We start from the raw sequence: 19,707 nt of genomic DNA, 5'->3' as shown, positions 1-19,707 counted from the left end.
GATACGCTTTTACGCACAGATTTCGCCATACGTAAGTATCCAAGCTACGCGGGGGCTTGGCCCCTCCCGCGACCGGACTTTCACCGGCTAGAAGATGCGTGCTTAGCTGGGCACGCGCGCACAAAAAAAGAACAAGGCATGCAACCCATGCCCTGTCCTTCATCGCGCTTTAGTCAATCCAACCGTTATCTCTCAACAGCTTGTAAATCAACGCGGCGGCTTCCGCCCTTGTCATCGTTTCGCCGGAATTTAGCCTGCCTTTGCCGTCGCCGGCCACGATGCCATGATGGATCAGGTAAGCCGCGGCATCCTTCGCCCAATCCGACAATTGCGCAGCATCCTGGTAACCGGATAAGGCTTCGCGCTTCGCATGATCGTCCAGCGGCTGAACCTCGTCTCCCTTCATGAGAACGAGAGCTCGGTAGACGGCCACGATACCTTGCTCGCGCGTCATGGGCTGATTGCCCCGGAATGTGCCGTCGTCAAAACCGTTCATGATTCCAAACCGCGCCGCAATTTGGATCGTCGAATAATCCCACTTTGCGCTCGGCGAATCATTGAACGGGATCGTCCCTTCAACCGGCGACATCAATCCGAGTCCGCGAGAGGACACAGTGGCAAATTCCGAGCGGGTTATGGGCAGATCCGGGTTGAACTCCCCTTGGCCGTCGCCATTCATAATCATTCGATCGCCCATGCTGATTGCAAGTCCCTCCGTCCAATGGCCTGCGGTGTCTCGGAAAAACGACCTCTTCGTTGCCAATGCGTAAACGCGAGGATTGATCCTGTCATGCAGCAGCGCGTAGCGAGCGCCTCCCTCATCTACCGTAACCGCAGGCACATGTTCCGCCCTTCCGTCCGGCTGAATGGCAACGGCCGTCACAGACTGGCCGGAGCCTATGCCGTCAGGCAGATTTATTCGGAGCTGCATATACGCATCATAGTTCACGTTCCTTTGCACGCTTTTGTAACCGAATGTAATCCCGACCTCGAAGGGGCGGCTGAGCAGCGCATATCCGTAATCGGATGCTTTCTCTTGAGCCTGTTTAACCAGCGATTGATCAGCTTCTTTCATCGTGAGCTGAGCGGTAATTTCGTTTGGTTTCGCTTCCCCGAAGGCGCTTATTGCTTCCTCCATGTCAATGCTTCCGATAGGAAAAGAAATGGTCGCAACCGGCGTTTGCACGGTCAGCTCTGCACCCGCTTTTGCCAATCTCTGAACATCCGCGGCGGACAGTCCGGTGATCCGAACATCGCCCTCCTCCTGGATGCGAAGATCGAGCTTCAGCTTCGGAAGTTTCTCCAAGAAGGACTGCAGATTGGCGGAGTCCAGCTTGATCACATGGATGGGGCGATCGGCGGATAAATCCCGATCGACGACGGCGAAGTCGGCGGGCATGCCGTTCGCCAGCTGTCGAACCTTAGATTCGTATGCGGCATCGCTGCCCTCCTCTCCGTCTTGTCCCCCGGGCTCGTTCGGAGGCAGAATCCCCTTCATCCGCCAGCCTTGACCGGCTTCGGCATCGTCCCTTGGGGCAAGCTTGACCTCGCCGCTTGGCTCCGCTTGCAGCGCTTGGCCGGGATCCTTCGCCGATACGATGGCAACTGCCCCATCCGCGCGGTTCAGAATAAGCCAACGCTGATTGTCATAGCCGAGGTAAGGGTACAACTGGATTCTATTTTGCCCCGTATCCCAGTCCAGCGATTTCCACGACGTCGCCGAACGGATCGTTACCGATTCTCCCGCGCTCCCCACGGTTATCCATTTCTCGTGCACTGCATTCGCAGGAGAGCTTACGACCGCCCGGGAGAAATGGTCTTGGCTGCCGACCGTCAATACGCGGCCGTCGCGTTCATTGACTAACCGATATTGTTTCGTATCGGTCGGCGTTTCGCCCGTTACCTGCACATTCTGATAATACACTTGACCGTCGAACACGTTTAAGCCGAAGTAGCCTTGATGGTAAGTGTCGTCCTCAAGCTCGATCACCGGCGCGTCGTCGAAATAAATCCGAATGTTTTTCCCATGCGCCTCAATCTTGACGCGGTACGTCCTGTCCGTTTCGATCAGCATCGGGACCTTTGCCAGCACTTGCCGTTCCTCGACATCCCCTTTGCCAGGCGCCCTGTAGAACAATCGGAGCATTCGCATATTAGGATCGATATTAAAATAATACCCTGCCGATCCGTCTGCGTTCGCCCGGAACAACATCGATCCGGCGCCCTTCGTCGACATGCGGACGTCGGCTTCATACGTAAAGTCGGCTGCTAGACGATCAGACATATAATTGGCGTCAGAGCCATAGGAACCCCTAATGCCGTATGCGGTTGGCGTCCATTGCGATGCGGGATAAGCCTTCCAGCCTCTCAAATTCGAAGCGAAGGAACCTACCGTAACCGTCATCGACCGGCTGAGCGAGCCGTCAGCCGTGGCCGCCGTAACCGTAGCGGAGCTGGCGGACAGCCCCTCGACGATCGCGCTGCCGTCGGCCGCGCGCGCAACGCTCGCGACGGCGGGATTGCCGGATGTCCATACAAGCTTCGAATTCTGGTCGGTATAAGGCAAAATGCTGCCATACACATTGCGGCGGTCTCCAACGCCGATTTCGAGCAAATCCCGGTCCAGCCGGAGTTCCGAGGCCGGAGCTCCGTTCAACGGCGCAGGCTTCCATACATTCGCCAACGGATAGATCTTCACGGATACCAGAGTCGCGGTGCCGGCTTTCGTATAGAAGCTGAGACCTGTCCGAGCGCCGTCAGGGAAGATCAGATCGGAGAATGCCGCCTTCCCTCCGTCGGCGAATACTTCCAAGGAAGACTCATCCACCAGCATCCGCAAGCTGATCCTTCGGTTGACCGGCTTTACTTTAGCTTCATGCAGCGTCGTGAATTTGTCAGAGAAGTCATTGCGGCCCGAAGCCGCGCGATCGACAAACAGCGTATTCGAGCCGCTCCGATAGCCGACCGCCGTCGCCTGCCCGCCGCCCTCCCGCACCCTGAAGCCGAACTCCTCTGCCGCTCCCGATTGGGGAAGCTCGACAACCGCTTCAAGCTCGTAGGCGCTGCCTGCGAATTCAGCCAATACGTTAGGCGTATCCGGGTTCACTTCTTCATTGGTCCACTCAACAGGGGTACCCCGGAGAGACTCCAGCTCCCGCACGGGCTTCTGGGCAAGCCGCAGGCCTTCGTCCGTTTCCGCAAGGAACAGCTCGCGCGGCACCGTCATCATGCCTTTCCACGGGGAAGTCGGAAAGCTGAACGGGTAATCCCAGTTCGTCATCCAAGCCAATAAGATCCGCCGATTGTCCGGCGCATTGTCGAAGGACATAGAAGCGTACATTTCTTTGCCGAACTCCATCCGCAACACGGTGCGAACGGGATTGTCATTAACGAATTTGCCTTCCGGCGTAAATTCTCCAATGAAATACCGGCTCTCCGAACCTTTTGTTTTCGGACTCGCGCCTGTGCTGATCATCAGCACCCATTTCTTCTCCGGTCCTCCATCCACCGTAAGCGGGAAAAAATCGGGGCATTCCCACACGCCCTCCTGCCACTCTCCCCCCACGGCAATCTCATTGAAGCCGAATTGGTCGGTGCGCTGCCAATGGATCAAATCGGTCGAGGTCAGGAAATGAATATTGTCCCCGCCGGATACGACCATCACCCATCTGTCGTTCTCCTCGTCCCTTACAACCTTGGGGTCCCGGAAGTCCCAGCCGCCAACCGGCCCTCCCGGATTCGAAACGATTGCTTCTTCGCCGTAATAAGCCCATGTGCGCCCGTTATCCTTGCTGTATGCCATCCCCACCTTCTGATTGCCCCCGGGTTTGTCCGGATGGTAGGACGTGTAATAAGCAATGAGACCTTGGCCGCCGGAGTCGCCGAACAGCCCGGATGCATTCGTCGTATCCGCTATGGCCGAACCTGACCATATATGCCCCAGCTCATTCCAATTCAGCGCAATCGGCATGCGTTTCCAATGGATGAGGTCCGTGCTGATCGCATGCGCCCACTGGCCTCCGTCCTGATGGAACAGGTGGTATTCGCCATTGAAATAGACAAGCCCGTTCGGATCGCTTGCCGAACCGTTAGCCGGCGAATAATGGTATTACGGCCGGTACAATTCCTCGTAATACGACTTCAGGTCATAGGCGTAGACGTTCTGGAAATAAGCCGTCCCGCCCGTCACCGCAATACCGAAGGAACGGTTGTCTTGTTCCGCGTTCAAGCCGCTCGCATCGACGGCAGGCGTCTCGTATCCGTCCACATAAGCCGTTATGCGGGAGCCTTCGGCAACAATCTCGATATGATGCGGCTTGCCTGGCGCAAGAGGAATGCTGTCGCTGGCGCTTACAACGGTCGATGCATTCCCTTCCCGCTTCTGCAAGGCGACGCGGTTACCCGGACCAATCGTCAGCAAATAGCCTTCGGTTCCGTCCTCATTCGCGTGAAGCAACAGCCCGGCCGCAGCGTTAGGCGTGTTCTCGTCGAGGATAAGATCGGCTTCCAGAACCTTATCCCGCGTATTCGCAAGCGGCGAAGGAGCTTCGGCCATGCGCGCTGACAAGCTTTCCCCTTCTTGAGTGCCCTGCAACCCGTTCAAGTGCGGTTTCCACGATCCGCCATAGGATTGCCACTCCGTCACATTCGTTGACATTCCGCTAACCTTAATGTTCTGGAATCTGACGCTCCCTTCATACGCATGAAGGCCAAGGAACCCCGAGACGTACATACCGCTAACCGCTTCCAGCACGGGATCGTATTTTCCGTTCCAATACACTTGCAGCTTCGATTGATCCGCTGTGACGCGCAAACGATACGTTTGGCCGGCTTCTATATCAATCGGCTCCTCCGCAAGCCAATTCATGCCGTTGCCCCCGTCCAAAGAAAACAGCCGAAGCTTCTGCGTCTTATGATCCGCCTGTACTAGATAGCCTTGCCGCCCTGCGGAATCGGCACGCAAGATCAAGCCGCCGGATGCGCCATCCGACTCGATCGTCAGATCCGATTCATATACGAAATCGCTGCCGGCGGTCCCGGCAAGCGCCGTGACATGGCTATCCGATTGAAGAAGGAGACTGTTCTTGCTTGAAGAAACCGTTCCGTTCTCGCGGATTCTCCAGCCTTCGAGATTCGTAATCACGTCCGGGTAGGTCTCGCTTAATCCATCCAAAAAAATATGCTGGAACACAGCGCTTCCGTCATAGACATGCAGACCGAGCCGGCCGCTCGCGTAGGACGAATCCGTGACCGTTATCAACGGTTCTTCGCCACCATTCCAGAAAACCTGAAGTGACGAACCGCGAGCGACAACCTTCAGATGGTTAAACTGTCCGGCAGGCGCGAGCGCAACCGATTCTTCCTCGAACAGACGGTTCGCGGCTCCGTCGTCGGCGTTCAGCAGCCGCAGAACGCCGGTTCCGGGCGAGGATGCGACGGTTACGGCTTGAAGCATGTAGGAGCGCCACCCGCTCTGATCCGACCGAAAGACAAGGGACGCCAAGCCTTCGAAGCTATCCAGCCTCACATCCGCTTCAAAGGCGAAGTCTCCGGCAATCCGATCCGAAATTGCGAAGAAATTGCCCTGCGACGCAAGCTTGAGTCCTTCCGCCGTTTCCTCTAACAGCCCGTCTTCATTGGTCGTCCATCCGCCTAGATTTTCGCTAACCTCGGCAAAGCCCCCGTTTAATTGACGGACCGTTACGTTTTGGAAGATCGCTGTCCCGTTATACACATGCATGCCGATTCGCCCGTTCGCGTGAGCGTTGTCAATAACGGAAAAGACAGGTTCGCCGCTTCCGTTCCAGAATAGGCTGAGCCGGTTGCCGTCAGACTTTATCCGAATACGGTATGCCGTATTCGGTCTGATCTCCGCTTCCGCTTCCAAGTACAGCCGCCCCGGCGCTTGATCGTTGGCATTAACCAACCGGATTTTGTCCGCAGCCGGATCCAGTTGAACCATGTAGGAGCTCCAGCCGTTATCGCCCGATCGGAATACGATGGAGCCCAAGCCTTGCTCCTCTTCGAACGAAACGTCCGCATCGAGAACGAAATGCTCCATTTCCTGCTCGGCCAACGCAAAATAATTGCCGGCAGAAGACATCCGGAGACCTTCCGGCGAATCGTTATGCTGGCCGGCGTCTCCGGAATAGCTCCAGCCCGTCAGATTCGTGCGGAATCCCGGCTCTACGGGAATGATGTCTTCGGCGTAAGCGTTGCGAATCAGTACGTCGCTGTCCCAGACAAGTATGCCGATCTGTCCGGAGCCGTACGTCTGGTTCTCCAAGTCGAAGATCGGCTGATCCGCTGACCCGAAAAAAACTTGGATCCGGGATTCTTCCGCAACGATCCGAACAGAGTAAGCCTTATTCAGCTCCAGCGCTTCAGCGGGCGCATAGGTTTGGAACAGACCTCCTCCGACCAGCCGAATTTCGTTTTTGGACGGCTCCAACTGCACTTTGTAGGAATCCCAGCCGTTGCTGTTCGCGCGAAATACAAGCGATACATGGCCGTTCATGTTTTTCAGCGTCAGATCGGCTTCATATTGAAGGCTGCCCCGCATTCCTTCGGCGAGCATCATCGTGTTTTTGCCAGGCGACGCGAGCCGCTTGCCGCCTTCTTCATCGACCCAATCGTCCCCTTCTTTCTTCGCCCAACCTGTCATATTGGTACTCCAGCCCCCGTCGTTTTCCGGCTCCGCCGCATAGGCAGCCGGATATCCCGGATACATGACGGGAAAAGCAATCATTAACGCCAGAATGAGCTTGCATGCCCCATACAAATAAGTTCTCATATCCGCTCCTCCGAATTCCTCATAAATGAAAATGACCCTGCAAACGGACCTCGCCCCGGTCCGTGTAAGCGATTGCATGAATAAACAACTGCGTTGGCTTAGACTCGTTGCCTCCGCTACGCTTCACCTCCCGGGTTCATCGCAGTGCTTTGTCCAATTCTTGTGCACGGCCTAGTCTCTGCAGTCCATATTCGCAGCCTTGCTGTAGCACAAGGATAACAAATGGCGCCGGAATACTTATTTCAATTTGCTTGGAAGTTTACTTTCATTTTTTTTAGTACAGCTACTTATGAGCTGGCAAATGAAAAGAGCAGCCGTCTATGGCTGCTCTTTCGTTATGCATTATCGCTGTTCGCCGTTATTACCCAAGCGCCGCTGCGGCTTCTCGCCAAGCAAGCTGCTCTCGCAGCTCCACGACGGGGCCGATCACAATGGAGACCGGACTGGACAGCTCTCCCGTCTCCGGATTCGCCCCAATGTCCTGCAGCGTGCCGACGACGACGCGCTGCTCGTCGCGCGAGCCGCTCTGAATGAGCGCGATCGGCGTATCCGGCGATTTGCCATTGGCGATCAGACGCTCGGTAATGCGGGGCAGCTGCTGCAATCCCATCAGGACGACAAGCGTCTCCGCGCCTGCCGCCCATGACCAGTCGACCGAGGCGCCGGTCTTGTCCACGCACTCGTGGCCCGTAATGACCGCGAACGAAGCGGCAACCTTCCGATGCGTGACCGGAATGCCCGCGTACGCGGGCGCCGCGATGGAAGAGGAGATGCCGGGCACGATCTCGAAGCCGATGCCCCTCTCCGCCAGGTAAGCTGCTTCCTCGCCGCCTCTTCCGAAGACGAACGGATCGCCGCCCTTCAGCCGGGTAACCGTCAGCCCCCGCTCGGCATGAACGGCGATCAGCTCATTAATGTCTTCCTGAGCCATCGAATGATGACCCGAAGCCTTCCCCGCATATAGCAGCGCCGCGTCGACCCTCGCTTCCTTCAGCAACTCCTCCGACACGAGCCTGTCGTAGATGATAACATCCGCCAGCCGGATGGTCTCAAGGCCCCGAAGCGTAATCAGCTTCGGATCTCCCGGCCCCGCGCCGGTCAGATATACAAATCCTTTGCCGCCCATACCGATCACGCTCCCGAATCCGCGGCGGAGCATTCGCCGGACACCGAGGCTACTTCCGATTCTTCGCCGCCCGCCATGCTGCCGTAGTATTTGGATATCGCCACCACCATGCTGCCCATGCGCTCTTCTTCCGGATAGAGCACACGGTCCACGCCTTCTTCCGTCAGCACTTCAGCTGTTACCTTCCCGACCGCGACGGCGAGCAAGCCGTTATCGAACGCCTCGAGAAGCGCCTCCCGCTTGCCTAACACCGCCGCCGTATTCATGAGGCAGCGCACTTGCACCGTACTCGTGAACGCGATCGCGTTCACCTCGCCCCGAAGCGCTTCTTCGATCAAACGTTCGACGGAATCGTCGATCGGAGGCACATGCCGATACGGCAGCAGCTCCTCGCAGATCGCGCCGCGCTCGCGAAGCTTGCCGATAATTTTGGGCGCCGGATCTCCGTACAATTGCAGCACGACATGTTTGCCGCGAAGATCGATGTCTTCCATCTCCGCGAGCATGCCTGCCGTCGTACCGTCGTTATCCCGGATGACGGGCGTAATGCCAAGCTTGCGCAGCACGTTCACCGTCTTGTAGCCGCGCGCCGCCACCTTCATGCGGCCAAGCGCGCTCAGGAACGCATCGGAGAGTCCTAGGCGATCCGCCGTCTGGAGGAGCGCCTCCGCGCCCACTCCGGTCGTCAGCAGAAGCCAATCCGCCGGTCTCGCGATCAAATCTCTCAGCTGCGATTCAATGATCGTATCGTCGAGGAACACCGTTCCTTGCGCGGGCCGAATGACCGTCTTGCCGCCGAACTTGGCAATCATGCGGCTAATCTCTTCCGCCTTGCGAGGACCCGTTACTGCAACCGTTATGCCTTCCAATCGAGCTGTCCCCATCTGCAGCCCTCCCCATTCAGTCGCTAACTATGATGCTATGATGCTCTTATGTTAGAAAGGTTCACGGAAAGCAACACATTGCCAATCTCATCGATCCGAACCGGGAATGCAGTCACGCAGCCGTCGTCGGGCGCCTGCACCTTGCCGTCGTTCAAGTCAATCTTCCAATCATGCAGCGGGCAGTAAACATGATGATCGCACACCATTCCCTCCGACAGTTTCCCCTGTTTATGCGGACAGCTGTTCTCGATCGCCTTTAGACTTCCATCCGATAACTTGAATACGGCGATTTCGACCCCTTCGAGCTTCAAAACGCGGCTTCTGCGCTCCTGGAATTCCGATATATGCGCGACAATTAATTCCGTCATGGTTCTCTTCCCCCTACCTATTCTCTCATTTGGACTCGCCGGCTGCCGCGGCTTCGGAATTCACAGGTCCGGTCAAAGCGTCGAACGCCTTGCGGAGACCATCGTCTTCAATGATTTGTTGCCATGGATCTTGCGTCAGGGCAAGCGCCTTGTCGATCCGGGCGATTAGCGCGTCTCGGTCTTCCTTGCTCGCAAGCGCGTTCTTGATCGTATCGAGACCGATCCGTATCGACCATTCGCTCGTACGCTCGTTCCAATTCCCCGTTTCCCGGTAGTATTGCAGGTAAGCGGCCGTCCAATCCATAACCTCTTGCTCCGTCTTCACCTTCACGAGCAAGTCGGCCGCCCTTACGCGCGTGCCTCCGTTGCCGGCGACATAAATCTCCCAACCGCCGTCGATCGCGACGACGCCGAGATCTTTGATCGTCGCCTCCGCGCAGTTCCGCGGACATCCGGATACGGCCATCTTAAATTTATGAGGCGTGCTCAGCCTCTCGAATTTCTTCTCCATATCGACGCCCATCTTGATCGCATCCTGCGTGCCGAAGCGGCAGAACGTATTGCCCACGCAGGTCTTGACGGTACGCAGCGCTTTGCCGTACGCGTAACCAGACGGCATATCGAGGTCCTTCCACATGTTCGGCAGATCTTCCTTCTTCACGCCGAGCAAGTCGATCCGTTGGCCTCCCGTAATCTTGACGAGCGGCACTTCGTACTTCTGGGCAATGTCGGCAATGCGCTTCAGATCCTCCGGCGTCGTAACGCCGCCGTAAATACGCGGAACGACCGAGAAGGTGCCGTCCTTCTGAATGTTGGCGTGGTTCCGCTCGTTGACGAACCGGGATTCAGGCTCATCTTCGTGATCCTCCGGCCATATCATGCCGAGGTAATAGTTGATCGCCGGCCGGCACTTCGAGCAGCCTTCCGGATTATGCCACTCCAGCACGTGCATCACTTCTTTGGTCGTCATGAGCCTCATGTCCTTGATCGCTTCCACAACTTCTTCTCGCGAGCGCGTTGTGCAGCTGCAGATGCCTTCCTTCGCGGCCGTCACGTTGTCAGCCCCGACCGTCGCCTCTAGAATCGCTTCGATAAGAGGCTTGCATCCTCCGCAGGAACCGGATGCTTTCGTGCAGGCTTTAATCTCGCCAATGCTTACGCAGCCCTTCTCCATGATGGACTCCACAACCGTGTCCTTCGTGACGCCGTTACAGCCGCAAACGATCTCATCGCCGCTCATCGCCGCGACGAGGTCGGTGTTGCTGGTGCCTTTCCCGCCCGACGCTCCGAACAATACTTCCTTCTCCCGGCCTTTAAAATCTTCCCCGCTTCTAATGTAGGAGAAAATTCGGGAGCTATCCGACGTATCGCCGAACAACACGGAACCGATGACCTTGCCGTCCTTGAATACGACCTTCTTATAAATGCCGTCCAAATCGTCCTGAACCCGCAACGCCTTCGTACCCGGCTCATCCAGGAAGATGCCTGCGGAGAACACGTTCACGCCGGATACCTTAAGCTTTGCGGAAAGTACCGTTCCTTGATAACCATCGCTCTCTACGCCCGCAAGCCGCTTCGCGAGCACGGCGCCTTGCTCGTAGAGCGGAGCGACCAAACCGTACGAGATGCCGCGGTGTTCGGCGCATTCGCCGACCGAGTACACGTTCGGCACGTTCGTGCCCATGTAATCGTCGACCACGATGCCGCGTTTGACGTGAATGCCGCTGGACTTCGCCAGCTCGGCGTTCGGCACGATGCCGACCGCCATGACGATCAGATCCGCTTCCGCTACCGTTCCGTCCTTAAATCTGAGGCCGGTTACGCGATCGCCGCCGACGATGCTTTCGGAGTGCTTATTAAGCAAGAATTTCATGCCTTGGCTCTCCAGCTCATCGCGAAGCATCGTGGAGGCCGTCTCGTCCAGCTGTCGGTTCATCAGATTATTCGTCACATGTACGACACTTACTTCCATATTAAGGTTGAGCAAACCGCGCGCGGCTTCCAGCCCGAGCAATCCTCCGCCAATGACAACTGCCTTGCGGTATGATTTGGCCGTTTCGATCATCGTCTCGCAGTCCTTAATATCACGGAAAGCGATAACGCCTTTTTTATCCGCGCCCGGCAGCGGCAGCATGAACGGCAGCGAACCCGTTGCCAGCACCAGCTCGTCATATGGGAATTCGAAGCCTCCGTCGGTAATGACCGTGCGCGCCTCCGTGTCGATTCCCGTTACCGTCTGGCCAGTGTGCAGCGAAATGCCGTTGTCTCTGTACCAATCCCAATCGTTCAAAACAATATCTTTCATCTCCGCGTCTCCGGCCAATACGGAAGATAACATGATCCGATTGTAGTTCGGATGCGGCTCGGCGCCGATAATTGTAATTTCATACCTTTTCGGGTTGAGCTTGAGCAGTTGTTCCACAAAGGACACGCCCGCCATGCCGTTGCCAACCATCACCAGTTTCTTCATCGTGGTCCCCTCCTACGTTCGTAAAACATGAAAAGCCTATCCTGCTATGCGCCTTGCATAACAAGATAGGCTTCTTTGCCAAAATAGGATGCGACACGCCGTTGTGCCGACTTAAATAATTACTGCAAGTATACCTGCGAAAGTTCGTCTATGTCAATATATCTAACACATAAAATAAAAAACCAAACCCAATTTTCCGCATTTGCCATATAAGCTAACATTAAAGCAACTATGTTCCTTGTTTTTTATCTCCCACGAACCCGGAACCTGCCCTTACTAACCATCGACAGACCTCATAAGCTGTGTTATATTTACTTACAAATTTCCTAAGACCGACGATTCGGGCGATGAAGAGGTGGAGTCAAGCATGCTGAAAATCATTCTGTTCATTGAGCCTAAGGCTAAGGGTACCCCTATGGACAGCCTCAAACGCAACTGCAAGACGCTGCACAGCGTCAAGACGGAAGCCGAGGCGCTGGGCCTTGTCATGGTTGCTGACGCCGTCGTGATCCACGCTCCCGCGGCAGACATGCTGAAACTTCAGCATGCGGTGGCGAGAACCAAGAAGCTGCCCACCTTCTGGTTCAACAGCTTCCTCGATGAGGAAGCGCCTGGGCAGGACGAATGGGGTTATGCGCTTGACGGACTGCTCTTCCCTACCATGTGCCCCGCGGAGATGGGCCACGCGCTTAGCTTCGGCGTTCATGGATGGAAGCAGCGCAAGCGATGGGCAGAAGAGAGAGAGAGCCTCATGCTGCGTCTGGAAGAGCGCAAGTGGATCGACCAAGCGAAGGCGGTGCTAAGCGAGATTAAGGGCATTCCCGAGAACGAAGCCTATGACTTCCTACGTAAGCAAGCCATGAACGAGCGCAAGCGAATCGGGGAAGTCGCCGCCAACATCGTGAAAGTCTATCAGCTTATCCACGGGTAAAAATTTCTATGTTAGATATATTGACATGACTCTAACTTGCATCCTATAATGCAGATAAGTGAAAATACTTCTATCGAGGTTCTTCGAAGAGGAGCGACCGCGTTTAGAGGTAACTATTATCGCCAATAAGAATTTGTACTTCCGATGTGCTCGGAAAGTTATAAATTCTATTGTGGTGAGAATACTTCCATGGCAGGTTTTCAAAGTTGATGGCTGCCCATGGAAGGATGTTAGTCCCACCAATCATATTCGAGCGTGCACAATGACGTGCCGCCGTGGCAATGAAGCCGCACAACAATCCTTTGCGATTGCGTGCGGCTTTTTATGTTTCCAGATCGGCATACTTACAACAGAAATAAGGAAACCCCAACTTCGGCCACTCGGAGACGAGCGATCCGAAAGCTTAGCGAAGCAAAGACGCTTCGAAAGCACGGGGCAAGTTCCGCCGCCAATAAGAATTCACGCATCCGACATGCTCGGAAGGTTTCAGATTCTTAGGCGGTTAGACAGAAAATGCGTTCCATATTGGAGAGGAGATGCGTAACTATGATTCAACGTAAAGGATTTTTGAAAAGCGGCCATTCCCCATCCCTGTTTAGCTCGTTCCTGTATTTCGATGTCAGCTTCATGATTTGGGTCCTCCTCGGACCGCTTGCCGTCATTATTATGGGCGAATACGAAATGAATGCCGCCCAGAAGGCGAACCTGGTTGCCTTGCCGATCCTTGGCGGCTCCATTCTGCGGCTCGTCTTCGGCTTCCTGGCCGACCGCATCGGCCAGAAGCGCACAGGTCAGCTCGGCATGATCATCACGATGGTACCGCTCGTCTACGGCTGGCAATTCGTCAACTCGCTCTCCGAGCTGTATGTCGTGGCTCTGCTGCTGGGCGTGGCCGGCGCCTCCTTCGCCGTGGCGCTTCCGCTCGCCAGCCGCTGGTATCCGCCGCAGTATCAAGGACTCGCGATGGGCATCGCGGGAGCCGGCAACAGCGGCACAGTATTCGCCACGCTGTTCGCCAATCGCATCGCCGAACACTACGGCAGCTGGCAAGCGGTGTTTGGCCTTGCCTTAATTCCGATCGTCCTCGTCTTCATCGTGTTCAGCATCATCGCCAAGGATAGCCCGAACCAGCCTGAGCCCAAGAAGCTCCGTGACTACGGTGCGATTCTGAAGCAGCGCGACGCCTGGATGTTCTGCATCATGTACAGCGTAACCTTCGGCGGATTCGTCGGCTTGGCGAACTACCTGACAATTTTCTTCAACACTCAGTATGGTCTGGATCCAATCCGCGCGGCGGACTTCACAACGTTATGCGTCATCGCGGGCAGCTTCTTCCGCCCAGTCGGCGGCTGGCTGTCGGATCGATTCGGCGGCGTGCGGATGCTCTTCGTGCTCTATGGAATCGTCGGCATCATGTTGGCCAGCGTCTCATCGCTTCCACCGCTCGGCATGATGATCGCGCTGCTCTTCGTGGCCATGATGGCGCTCGGCATGGGCAACGGGGCCGTATTCCAGCTCGTCCCGCAGCGGTTCCAGAAGGAGATCGGCATCGTGACGGGCATCGTCGGCGCGGCCGGCGGCGTCGGCGGGTTCTTCTTACCTAAGATTCTTGGCAATCTGAAGCTTTCGACTGGCTCGTATACGTCTGGTTTCCTCATCCTGAGCGGGATCGCGCTCGCATGTATCGTCTTGATCGCGGTCGTCCAGGGCAGCTGGAAGCGCACGTGGATCGGCCAAGGCGGCAGAGCGCGCATCGACGACACGACGATCGCGCAATAAACCGGTGACATCCGGTCCATCGAACGAACCGGAGTCCAGTATTCTTGCGCGGCGGAATCTCCGATAGGACACAACCGCCATTCACGCGCGGGCGCCTAGCGCGCGGCAGACTCCGCGAGGGCCTTCCGATACTCCCGCGGACGATGCGCCGCCGGCGCCCGTCAAGCAACGCCAACAGCCATGCAAAGCCCCGTCCCATCCGGGTGCCTTGCATGGCTGTTGTTTTGCCTTCTCTCTCCGTTATGTCCGCATGGGTCTAATCCGATACAATCCCCTTAAGAGCGGCCAGGAACATGTCCATCTCTTCGTCGGTGCCAACGCTTACCCGCAAGTAATTGTCGATCCGCGGGGAGTTAAAGTACCTCACCAGCACGCCCCGCTCCCGGAGCTTCGCGAAGAGCTCGCTTGCCGGAAAACGCGGATGCGAGATGAACAAGAAATTGGCTTTCGAATCGGTCGCCCGGAAGCCCAGCCCCAGCACTTGCTCCGTGACCCGCTCGCGGGTCGCCACGACCTTGGCCGTCGTCTCGCGGAAGTACGCCTCGTCCCGAAGCGACGCCACCGCGCCGCGCAGCGCGACCCGGTCCATCGTGTAGGAATTAAACGAATTTTTGATCCGGTTCAAGCCATCGATCAATTCCTCGGAGCCGAAAGCAAGTCCAACGCGCAATCCCGCCAGCGAACGCGATTTGGACAACGTCTGCACGACCAGCAGATTCGGGTATTCAGGTACCAAGCTGGCCGCCGATTCGCCGCCGAAGTCGATATACGCCTCGTCGATGATGACGACGTTGTCCGGGTTTCGCTCCAGCAAGTCCCGAATTTCCTCAAGCGCGAGTAGCTGCGCCGTCGGCGCGTTCGGATTCGGCATGATGATGCCGCCATGTTCGCCGGCGAATTGCTCGAGCGGAATATGGAACTCGTCATCTAACGGAATGAGCTTCGGCGACAGGCCGTACAGCGTCGCGTACACTTTATAGAAGCTATACGTAATGTCCGGGAACAATACAGGTTTCGCCGGGTCGAAGAACGCCGCGAAAGCGAATGCCAGCACCTCGTCCGAGCCGTTGCCGACGAACGTCTGCGCCGGTGACAACCCGCAATAATCCGCGGCTGCCCGGACAAGCTCGTCTGCGGTCGGATCAGGATATAACCTAAGGTCGCCGTTCACCGCGTCCGCCATCGCTTCTAGCGCGGCCGGGGACGGAGGATACGGGTTTTCGTTCGTGTTCAGCTTCACATACTTCTTGTCCTTCGGCTGCTCCCCCGGTACGTAAGGCACGAGTGAAGCGGCAAGCGGACTCCAGAACTTGCTCACTTGATCAGTCTCCCTTCCTTCATGAACGGCCGCACCAGCATAAGTCCAAGCCAGGCGCCGGCCGTATTGAGCAGTATATCGTCGATATCGAAGCTGCCCACATGCAGCAGCATCTGCGCGATCTCCACGCAAGCGATGATCGTCACGCATGCCGTCACCATCCGGAAGCCGGAGCGATACCGTTTGTCGAACAGCGGTAGGAACGCCCCGATCGGAATGAATAAGACGACGTTGCCGAATAAATTTTTGAACCAAGTATCGAAGTTAAAATGGTCTCGATACACGACGTAGCGCTCGATCGTATCGAACGGCACCAAATTGTACGCATACCCGTCATAGACATGGCGGCTCCGATAAAACAACAAAAATAACATGATAGCCGTATAAATGACCGTGCACAGCAATAAAAAACCGTTGAATAAAATGTTGCTGCTATAAGCGTTGCGAAACAGCTTGACCGCGGCCACCTCCCCTCTTGGCGCCAACGCCGGGCATTACGTTAGGCGGAGCCCCGCAATGACGAGATCCCGCTCCACGCCGTCTAGCACCGCAACCTTCGGCAGGAACCCCCAACGCTGGAAGCCGAACTTCGCGAGCAGCGCCAGACTCGGCTCGTTATGGCCGAAGATGAATCCGACCAACGTCGTCAGCCCAAGCTTCGGGCTCGCATCGATGGCCTTCTGAATCAAGTATGAGCCGAGCCCCTGCGAGCGATGCTCCTCCGCGATATAAATGCTAATCTCCGCCGTCGCCCGATACGCCGGTCTGCCGTAGAACGACTGGAAGCTCAGCCATGCCGCTATTTCGCCGTCGTCCTTGGATCGAACGATCCAGATCGGCCGCTCCTCCGGCGAATGGGCATCGAACCACGCCCGCTTGCTCTCCACCGACACTGGCTCCAGATCGGCCGTGACCACCCGTCCGGCGATCGTCGAATTATAAATTTCCACGATCCGCGCCAAATCATGTTCTGACGCATCCACAACTTCATAACGTTCTTCTTTGTCCGTCATCGCTGCCATTCTCCGCCTTCCGTTCGCTTCCGCCGCATTCTCGTTTCTATCTTCCATTATATGATTCCTGCCGGATAGATAAGTCTCGTACTGCTCCGGCGTATTCAAATTAAACAAGCCGTACTCCGCCTTCTCCCGCTCCGATAGTTCAAGCAGAACGGCATCTGATCGCCGCAGCAGCGACATCAGGCGGTAATCGCCCTCGGCCAGCGCCTCTTCCGCGAAGCGGACGGCTCTTGTATGGTACAGCGCATGAAGAGGCTCCCCCAGCGCCGCAACGGCGACGGCGTTGCCGTCCGCCTCTGCCCGAAGCCTGTCCAGCCAGCGGATTGACAGCTCCGGCGAATCGCAAGCAACCGTATAGACATACCCTTCCGGCAGCGCCGCAAGACCAGCCGCGATGCCGGCGACAGGTCCAGCTTCCTGGACCCGATCCGCGACGAACGCGATTCCAGCGGACAGCGGCCCGAGACGCTCACGATAGAGCGCTCCCCGTTCCGGCGTTCCCACCGCTACCGCAATGTCGCCCGGTACGGCGGCCCTCATCGCTTCGACCAGCCGTGCAAGCAGGGGCTTGCCCTCCACGGGCAACAACGCCTTGTCTTGCCCCATGCGCGAGCTCCGTCCTCCGGCGAGAATGAGACCATGGCAGCTCGGCACACGCTTGCCTGCATCCTTCGAATCCGTCATACTTCGCCCCTCCTTGCGAGAAATGTGGAACGCCGCCCGACAAAAAGTCATGTCTGCACCGAACATTCGCAGTTCTGCATATCTACTATCCTGGACTTTTGCGTTTCCTGAACTTCTGCGTTCCCTGGACTTCTGCGTTTTCGGGACTTCTGCGTTTCCTCGACTTCTACATTCCCGGACTTCTGCGTTCCTGGACTTCTGAGTTTCCTCGACTTCTACATTCCCGGACTTCTGCGTTCCTAAAATCCTGCATTTCTGCATCAATCGGAATGGAATAACCGCGCCGTTTGAGGCATTACTGCATTTATACATCATCTTTCGCCAGTTTTTAGATGAAAAGTCCATTTTTCAATAGAATTGATGCACAATTGCAGGAAAGTTGGTAATAGCGAGCTCATTCGTGCGAGAATCATGTATTTTTGCAGGAATGCCGGGCGATAGTTGTCAGTTGTAGCGAGCCGCACACCCCTATCCAAAAAAACCTGCCAAGCGGGGAGGCTTGACAGGCTTATGCCGACGCTCGCTTCTATGCTTTGGACGGATCGAATGAGCTCTTGAGCGACACGATCCGGTTAAAAGCCAGCTTCCCGTCCGAAGAATCCTTCGGATCCACGCTGAAGTAGCCATGGCGGAAAAATTGGAACTTGTCTCCCCCCGCCGCATCCTTCATATTCGGCTCGACGTATCCGCGCTCCACCTGCAGCGAATCTGGATTGATGCATTCCAGGAACGATTTGTCCGAAGATTGTGCTTCGTCCGTGATCAGCGGCTCGAACAGCCGGAAGTCCGCGGGCACCGCTTGCGACGCTTCGACCCAATGGATCGTCCCCTTCACCTTCCGCTCGGTAAATCCGCTTCCGCTCTTCGTCTTCGGATCGTACGTGCAGCGCAGCTCGACGACTTCGCCGTTCTCATCCTTCACGACCTCTTGGCAAGTGATGAAATACGCATGCTTGAGGCGTACCTCGTTGCCGGGGAACAAGCGGAAATACTTGCTCGGCGGATTCTCCATGAAATCGTCGCGTTCGATATAAATTTCACGGGAGAACGGAATTTGGCGCGTGCCCATCTCTTCGTTCTCCGAGTTGTTCTCCGCGTCCAGCAGCTCCGTCTGTCCTTCCGGATAGTTGGTGATCATAACTTTGAGCGGCCGCAGCACCGCCATCGTGCGCAGCGCCTTCAGCTTCAGATCTTCCCGGATAAAATGCTCCAGGTTCCGCTCATCCACGACGCTGTTGCTCTTCGCCACCCCGATCTCGCGGCAGAACGCGCGAATCGCCTCCGGTGTATAGCCGCGGCGGCGCATGCCGCTAATGGTCGGCATCCGCGGATCGTCCCAGCCGTCCACGACGCCTTCGTCCACGAGCTGCTTCAGGTACCGCTTGCTCATGACCGTATTGGTAATGTTCAGCCTGGCGAACTCGTATTGGCGAGGCGTACTCTCCATCTCGCATTCCGCGATCGCCCAATCGTAGAGCGGGCGATGATCTTCGAATTCCAGCGTGCAGATCGAATGCGTGATGCCTTCGATCGCGTCGCTGAGCGGATGGGCGTAGTCGTACATCGGATAAATGCACCAAGCGTCGCCCGTACGGTGATGATGCGAATGGGAGATTCGGTAGAGCACCGGATCGCGCATCGTGATGTTCGGCGATGCCATGTCGATCTTCGCACGCAGGACGCGCTCGCCGTCCTTGAATTCGCCGGCGCGCATCCGGGCGAACAGATCCAGGTTCTCCTCCACGCTGCGGCTCCGGTAAGGACTTTCCTTGCCCGGTTCCGTAAGCGTGCCCCTCGTCTCGCGCATCTCTTCCGCGGTCAAGTCGCAGACGTAAGCCTTGCCCTTCTTGATCAGCAGTACCGCGCGGTTATACAACTCTTCGAAATAATCCGACGCGAACCGCAGCTCCTCCCAATCGAAGCCGAGCCACCGCACATCTTCTTGGATCGCGTCGACATATTCCGTATCTTCCTTGACGGGGTTCGTGTCGTCGAAGCGCAAGTTCGTTTTTCCTTTGAATTCGTCCGCCAGCTCGAAGTTCAGGCAGATCGACTTGGCGTGGCCAATATGCAAATAACCGTTCGGCTCCGGCGGGAAGCGAGTAATAATCTCCTGCACGCGGCCGCTCTTCAAATCTTCCACGACGATATTTTTTATAAAATTTGAGGATGATGTTTTGTTCTCCAGCGCGTTCTCCACTCGCGACCTACCCCTTCCACACTATGTTTTTATCTCTTTATCATACACAAAATTCGCCAGAATTACACGCATTGGAAGCGTTTGATTCGATATGATTTTCAGGCTGCTGCACAATTCTATCAATCTATTATTAAT

Annotated in this window: 12 protein-coding genes and 2 pseudogenes; 2 read left to right on the top strand and 12 right to left on the bottom strand. The window is 56.4% G+C overall.

The features are described from left to right. Positions 1–169: 169 nt before the first annotated feature. The 7 genes and pseudogenes from RB620_RS30420 to nirB all read right to left on the bottom strand — a co-directional run bounded on the left by RB620_RS30420 (position 170) and on the right by nirB (position 11,641). On the bottom strand, positions 170–589 hold the full coding sequence (locus RB620_RS30420; RefSeq protein ID WP_374121450.1) for an S-layer homology domain-containing protein: 420 nt from the start codon (positions 587–589) through the stop codon (positions 170–172). A gap of 39 nt (positions 590–628) precedes the next feature. Continuing rightward, a pseudogene (locus RB620_RS22695) lies at positions 629–4,093 on the bottom strand (GH32 C-terminal domain-containing protein); the annotation flags it as partial. A 15-nt stretch (positions 4,094–4,108) separates the two neighbouring features. After that, positions 4,109–6,793, bottom strand: coding sequence for a 3-keto-alpha-glucoside-1,2-lyase-like domain-containing protein (locus RB620_RS22690; protein WP_308098364.1), 2,685 nt, complete (start codon positions 6,791–6,793; stop codon positions 4,109–4,111). Between the two features lie 361 nt (positions 6,794–7,154). Further along, complete coding sequence (cobA, locus tag RB620_RS22685; RefSeq protein WP_308098363.1) at positions 7,155–7,919, bottom strand: uroporphyrinogen-III C-methyltransferase; 765 nt, start codon at positions 7,917–7,919, stop codon at positions 7,155–7,157. A 5-nt stretch (positions 7,920–7,924) separates the two neighbouring features. Beyond that, a complete protein-coding gene (locus RB620_RS22680; protein WP_308098362.1) occupies positions 7,925–8,803 on the bottom strand; it encodes a uroporphyrinogen-III synthase in 879 nt (292 codons plus the stop codon). 35 nt (positions 8,804–8,838) lie between these two features. Then, positions 8,839–9,171 carry a nitrite reductase small subunit NirD gene (nirD, locus tag RB620_RS22675; protein WP_308098360.1) on the bottom strand — a complete coding sequence of 111 codons (333 nt, stop codon included), beginning with the start codon at positions 9,169–9,171 and terminating at the stop codon, positions 8,839–8,841. Between the two features lie 25 nt (positions 9,172–9,196). Further along, on the bottom strand, positions 9,197–11,641 hold the full coding sequence (nirB, locus tag RB620_RS22670; protein ID WP_308098358.1) for a nitrite reductase large subunit NirB: 2,445 nt from the start codon (positions 11,639–11,641) through the stop codon (positions 9,197–9,199). Between the two features lie 367 nt (positions 11,642–12,008). On the opposite strand from nirB, the gene RB620_RS22665 reads away from it, so the two are divergent. Both RB620_RS22665 and RB620_RS22660 read left to right on the top strand, forming a co-directional pair. After that, the gene (locus RB620_RS22665; RefSeq protein ID WP_308098356.1) at positions 12,009–12,572 is read left to right on the top strand and encodes an ANTAR domain-containing response regulator; all 564 of its coding nucleotides are present in this window, start codon (positions 12,009–12,011) and stop codon (positions 12,570–12,572) included. A 546-nt stretch (positions 12,573–13,118) separates the two neighbouring features. Next, entirely contained in the window at positions 13,119–14,351 is a 1,233-nt protein-coding gene (locus tag RB620_RS22660; protein ID WP_308098354.1) for a nitrate/nitrite transporter, read from the top strand. Positions 14,352–14,607: 256 nt separating this feature from the next. Here RB620_RS22660 and hisC read toward each other — a convergent pair whose 3' ends face one another. From hisC to RB620_RS22635, 5 genes and pseudogenes are all read right to left on the bottom strand, one after another. Further along, positions 14,608–15,669, bottom strand: a complete 1,062-nt coding sequence (gene hisC / locus RB620_RS22655) for a histidinol-phosphate transaminase (RefSeq protein ID WP_308098352.1) — start codon at positions 15,667–15,669, stop codon at positions 14,608–14,610. Continuing rightward, positions 15,666–16,136, bottom strand: coding sequence for a VanZ family protein (locus tag RB620_RS22650; protein WP_308098351.1), 471 nt, complete (start codon positions 16,134–16,136; stop codon positions 15,666–15,668). The genes hisC and RB620_RS22650 overlap by 4 nt, the downstream gene beginning before the upstream one ends. Before the next feature lie 27 nt (positions 16,137–16,163). Continuing rightward, a complete protein-coding gene (locus RB620_RS22645) occupies positions 16,164–16,682 on the bottom strand; it encodes a GNAT family N-acetyltransferase (RefSeq protein WP_308098367.1) in 519 nt (172 codons plus the stop codon). Positions 16,683–16,856: 174 nt separating this feature from the next. Beyond that, a pseudogene (gene mobA / locus RB620_RS22640) lies at positions 16,857–17,372 on the bottom strand (molybdenum cofactor guanylyltransferase); the annotation flags it as partial. Between the two features lie 526 nt (positions 17,373–17,898). Then, entirely contained in the window at positions 17,899–19,560 is a 1,662-nt protein-coding gene (locus RB620_RS22635; RefSeq protein ID WP_308098366.1) for a glutamine--tRNA ligase/YqeY domain fusion protein, read from the bottom strand. Positions 19,561–19,707 lie beyond the last annotated feature (147 nt).

The sequence above is a fragment of the Paenibacillus sp. LHD-117 genome (genome assembly GCF_030929555.1).
Classification (GTDB): domain Bacteria; phylum Bacillota; class Bacilli; order Paenibacillales; family Paenibacillaceae; genus Pristimantibacillus.
The sequence above is the reverse complement of the archived record's forward strand: the minus strand, read 5'-3'. Positions and strand labels throughout refer to the sequence as shown.

Coding starts and splice junctions, on each gene's coding strand:
- RB620_RS22645 (WP_308098367.1), bottom strand. CDS start 16,682: ATGACGGACAAAGAAGAACGTTATGAAGTTGTGGATGCGTCAGAACAT.
- RB620_RS22660 (WP_308098354.1), top strand. CDS start 13,119: ATGATTCAACGTAAAGGATTTTTGAAAAGCGGCCATTCCCCATCCCTG.
- cobA (WP_308098363.1), bottom strand. CDS start 7,919: ATGGGCGGCAAAGGATTTGTATATCTGACCGGCGCGGGGCCGGGAGAT.
- RB620_RS22680 (WP_308098362.1), bottom strand. CDS start 8,803: ATGGGGACAGCTCGATTGGAAGGCATAACGGTTGCAGTAACGGGTCCT.
- RB620_RS22665 (WP_308098356.1), top strand. CDS start 12,009: ATGCTGAAAATCATTCTGTTCATTGAGCCTAAGGCTAAGGGTACCCCT.
- nirB (WP_308098358.1), bottom strand. CDS start 11,641: ATGAAGAAACTGGTGATGGTTGGCAACGGCATGGCGGGCGTGTCCTTT.
- RB620_RS22690 (WP_308098364.1), bottom strand. CDS start 6,793: ATGAGAACTTATTTGTATGGGGCATGCAAGCTCATTCTGGCGTTAATG.
- RB620_RS30420 (WP_374121450.1), bottom strand. CDS start 589: ATGTCGCCGGTTGAAGGGACGATCCCGTTCAATGATTCGCCGAGCGCA.
- nirD (WP_308098360.1), bottom strand. CDS start 9,171: ATGACGGAATTAATTGTCGCGCATATATCGGAATTCCAGGAGCGCAGA.